General features: G+C 68.1%; 4 protein-coding genes and 1 riboswitch. Of the genes, 1 reads left to right on the top strand and 3 read right to left on the bottom strand.

Going from position 1 to position 3,688, the window contains the following annotated elements; all coding sequences use genetic code 11:
* Positions 1–44 precede the first annotated feature (44 nt).
* Positions 45–626, bottom strand: a complete 582-nt coding sequence (locus ACFTZB_RS44075) for a transglycosylase family protein (RefSeq protein WP_378442087.1) — start codon at positions 624–626, stop codon at positions 45–47.
* A gap of 8 nt (positions 627–634) precedes the next feature.
* Positions 635–848, bottom strand: a riboswitch (cyclic di-AMP (ydaO/yuaA leader).
* 553 nt (positions 849–1,401) lie between these two features.
* Here ACFTZB_RS44075 and ACFTZB_RS44070 point away from each other — a divergent pair.
* A complete protein-coding gene (locus ACFTZB_RS44070; RefSeq protein WP_378442085.1) occupies positions 1,402–1,866 on the top strand; it encodes a DUF4190 domain-containing protein in 465 nt (154 codons plus the stop codon).
* A 276-nt stretch (positions 1,867–2,142) separates the two neighbouring features.
* Here the strand turns inward: ACFTZB_RS44070 and ACFTZB_RS44065 are convergent, their stop codons facing one another.
* Entirely contained in the window at positions 2,143–2,796 is a 654-nt protein-coding gene (locus tag ACFTZB_RS44065) for a TetR/AcrR family transcriptional regulator (RefSeq protein WP_378442083.1), read from the bottom strand.
* A gap of 116 nt (positions 2,797–2,912) precedes the next feature.
* Positions 2,913–3,206, bottom strand: coding sequence for a hypothetical protein (locus tag ACFTZB_RS44060; RefSeq protein ID WP_378442081.1), 294 nt, complete (start codon positions 3,204–3,206; stop codon positions 2,913–2,915).
* Between the last annotated feature and the right edge of the window lie 482 nt (positions 3,207–3,688).

The following is a 3,688-nucleotide window of genomic DNA, read 5'->3' as shown; positions in this document are numbered from 1 at the left end:
GCACCGGATCGGTGCAGGGCCCCTCTTCTGTGAGTTGCGGGGGTCTACTGCGGGAGCAGTCCCTTGTTGGCGTCGATGAGCTGCAGGATCTGGGGATCGATGGCGATGCCCTGGGCCTGGACGGCCGCGATCGTGCTGTCGACGACACCGGAGTACTGCGAGGTGCCGCTGGTGCTGGGGACGCCGCCCGTGAGGTCGGGCAGTGCCGGCGCCGCGGGGGCCTCGGGCACGGTGGCGGGGGCGGTGCGCTGGGTGGGTGCGCTGCTCAGGCCGAGGCTCGAGGAGCAGGACGGCCATGCGCCCCAGCCCTGGGAGTCGAGGACCTTCTCGGCGACGACGATCTGCTGTTCACGCGTGGCCTGGTTGGCGGTGGCCGCGTACTGGGTTCCGCCGTGTGCGTTCCAGGTGCTCGGGGAGAACTGGAGTCCGCCCTGGAAGCCGTTGCCGGTGTTGATGCCCCAGTTTCCGCCGGACTCGCACTGCGCGAGGCGGTCCCAGTCGGAGTCGGGTGCCGCGTTCGCGGTGCCCGAGTAGGCTGCTCCGGCGACGCCCATGATGGCGCCGGTGACGGCGACCTTGGCGACGGTGCGGCCGGTGGTGGTGGGCTTGCGATGGCGTCCGCTCATAGTGGTCGAGATCCTCTCCACACGCGCCTGCGAGGTCAGCTGTCGGGTTCGGGCTGAGAGGTCGCCCGGCCTCGCCTCTCCTGGCTGGAGAGGGTCTGGCTTCACCCCAAGATCCGACTGTGCGAGGCACATTCGGACCGGTGTCCGTCCGGGAACTCGCGTTCCCTGGAGGACTGTGGGTCCCCCGTCCCCGTCCCTGGAATGCTTCGTCGGGACTCCGGTACCCGCGGGACGAGGCTTGGCGCGGCGGGCCGGACGTGGCCGATGTTTCCTCGGCCGGTGACGACCGTAACGGCCGAACGCCACAATGTCACCATTTGATAACGCGGAGTGTCTTCGCCTGCTGCAGGGCCGCATTGACCGCGCGAGGACCCTTCCCAGCTCGCGGCGACGAGACACCGGTATCGCCGTCCCGTTGCCCTTCCGTTACCCGGTCGTTATGTGAGGGAGATCACAGCATTACGGAGCGTCGACCGTACCGAGGGGCATGAGCGACGCAGGTCGGTCGCGAGCCGAGGTGCGTTCGGTCACGACGCGTTCGTGTCGTGGGTGGAGGTGCTGGTCGGGTCGGACGAGCAACCCCGCATTCGGGCACGTGTGACGGGGCGACTGAAGATCGACACCGCCGCACTGCCATCGCACTCCGGGTTGGAAACGGTCCGATCTGGGCACGCTTCCCCCACGTACCACCGCTCGACGAGCGGGGACGCAACCCCGCCCGGTCCGAACGGGAGGGGTGACCGCGCACAGGCCCGATTCCGACACGGAGGTAGCAATGAACAGACCACTGACCGGCCGCGACGGCGACGACCCACGCCGGGTGGAGCCCGGGCCCGAGGGCCTCCCCGTCGATGGACGTCCCGTGGCGGTCGAGGAGCAGCGGGTGGTGACCAAGCCCGCGCGCACCAGTGCGGCCGCCGCGTTCGCGCTCGCGTTCGGGGTGGCCGCTTTCGTGTGTGTGCTGATCGTGATCCTCTCCCCCGTCGGGCTGATCCTGGGCATCGTCGGGCTGGTCCTCGGGATTCTCGGACTGCGGGCGGCCCGCCGGGTCGGGATCACCGGCAAGGGTGTCGCGATCGCCGGCCTGGTGCTGAGCGCGCTGGCGATCGTCCTCTCGATCGCCTTCGCCGCCGGGATGGTCACCGTCCTCAACAACGACAGCGCCGTCGACCGTATCGAGCAGCAACTGGACAAGATGCGCGACAAACTCCCCGATCACGTCGAGGTCCCACAGCCCTGACATCCCCGCCTGCCCGCCGGTTTGTCGCGGTGTCGGCAGTGGTCAGGAGATCTGCTGTCCTGGTGCCGGCGTGTTCCGCGGTGGCCGGGGTGGCGGTACCGATGGGCGTGTTGGTCGGGTCCGCCTACGGCAGTCTGATGTGGGCATGTGTGACCGGTGTCGGTCTCGCTGCCCGCGATCGTCGTGGCCGCGGCGGGGATCCGTTGGTGAAGTCTGCCTCGGCGTCGTTCCTCGCTCACCTCGTTCCCGAGGAGATGTTTGCCGGCGAGGCGCCGCCTACCCGGTTGCTGAGGGTTCGCGAGCCTTGGCGGCAAGAATCTGCACGAGGTCGTCGAGGGCGTCGAGGGCGGCCTCGCTGTCTCGGTCGACCAGCCAGCGCAACACCAGCCCGTTCATGCCCGCCAGCGCGAACCGGGCGACCTGATCGACCGGGGTCGCCCACTCGACACCGACGCGGCTCGCGCAGAGGGTGAGAAACGCGACGGTCTCGGTGTCCATGATGTCGTACTGCTGCCGGGCGATCGCCCCGGCCGCGCCGTTGCCCGCGCTGCGCTGCCGTAGCGCGTGGGCGGTGATCTCGAAGGTCAACAGCTGGCGGTGGGGGGTGGCTTCGATGATCGGCCACAGCCCGCGGATTCCGGCGCGCAGCAGATCCGCGAGGGCCGCGGTCCCGGACAGCCCACCGGGTTCGGTGTACTGCCCGAACGCCGCCCGCATTCCCTCATTAACCTGCAGAATCTGGGTTTGCCCGAGGTGAGTGAGGAGGGTGTCCTTGTCGGTGAAGTGATAATGCACCACTCCCATCGAGACCCCGACCGCGGCGGCGAGGGGTCGCACCGTCAGCGCGGCGATCCCCTGCTCTGCCGCGATCGTCAACGCCGCCTCGATCAGTTGGGCGCGACGCTGATCGGCGGGAAGCTTCCTGCCCATGTGCTGAGCGTAAGCGGCCGTCGCGGTCGCCCGACGCGGGACGACATCGTCGTCACCGGTGTCACGTTCAGTGCACGGGCCCCCGGACACGGCCGGCGTGCGGCTGACTGGCCGTTCTACCCCACGACGATCAGCACGCCGACGAACGCCACCGCGATGCCCGAGGCCGCGCCGCAGATCGCCCACGCTCTCGTCGCGACCCGGGGCCAATCCCGGCCGGAAGGCACCTTTTCCGCGGTGAGCACCCCCGACCGCGGTCCGGCCCCGGCACCGGCACCCGCGGCCCGCCGGGCCGCCAGCTGACGGCGACCGCGCCGGGACTGCGCGTCCGCGGCGACCGCCGCCGCGAGAGACAGCGCAACCACCAGCAACGTCACGACCAACGCCGCGACCATCCAGACCATGTTCATACCGAGCACTCGTACCTTCTTGTTTCCGGGTTCCGTCGCTGTCGACGCGGCCAACCCACTCCGTCCCACGCGGCCGTTGTATCGCCCCGGGAATGCATGCCGTTGCAGCTGCCGGCAAGGATTTTCGTGCGGGCGCTCAGGCGCCGATCAAGGCCGAGAATTTATCTCACGCCCACCCTCCTCGGATTACCAGAGGGTTTCCCGATTCTGATCAGTCGTCCATTTCACATTTTGAGCGATCGTCCAGAATAAATGGTCTTTCGTCCAGTTCGAAAAACTCCGACTAATTTGGGATTTTATGAAACATCGGAGGTGTCCGCGGGCGATATGGGAGTAAGCGGGATCGACGATTCCGTGGATGACAAAACGGAGACGAGGAGTGACGAGTTCATGGGTTCTGCAGGTGTTGACTTTTCCGTCGCGTTCGAGGCGTTCCTGAAGTGGCTGAGCGTCATGTTCGGCGGCGGCATCGGAATCGGTTG

This window comes from Rhodococcus sp. NPDC057014, from assembly GCF_042673295.1.
In the GTDB taxonomy this organism is placed as follows: Bacteria; Actinomycetota; Actinomycetes; order Mycobacteriales; family Mycobacteriaceae; genus Rhodococcus_F.
Note: the sequence above shows the minus strand (reverse complement) of the source record. Positions and strands in the feature narration are given on the sequence as shown.

Excerpts from the sequence above, each read along its gene's own strand:
- ACFTZB_RS44075 (WP_378442087.1), bottom strand. The coding sequence starts at position 626 with ATGAGCGGACGCCATCGCAAGCCCACCACCACCGGCCGCACCGTCGCC.
- ACFTZB_RS44070 (WP_378442085.1), top strand. The coding sequence starts at position 1,402 with ATGAACAGACCACTGACCGGCCGCGACGGCGACGACCCACGCCGGGTG.
- ACFTZB_RS44065 (WP_378442083.1), bottom strand. The coding sequence starts at position 2,796 with ATGGGCAGGAAGCTTCCCGCCGATCAGCGTCGCGCCCAACTGATCGAG.
- ACFTZB_RS44060 (WP_378442081.1), bottom strand. The coding sequence starts at position 3,206 with ATGAACATGGTCTGGATGGTCGCGGCGTTGGTCGTGACGTTGCTGGTG.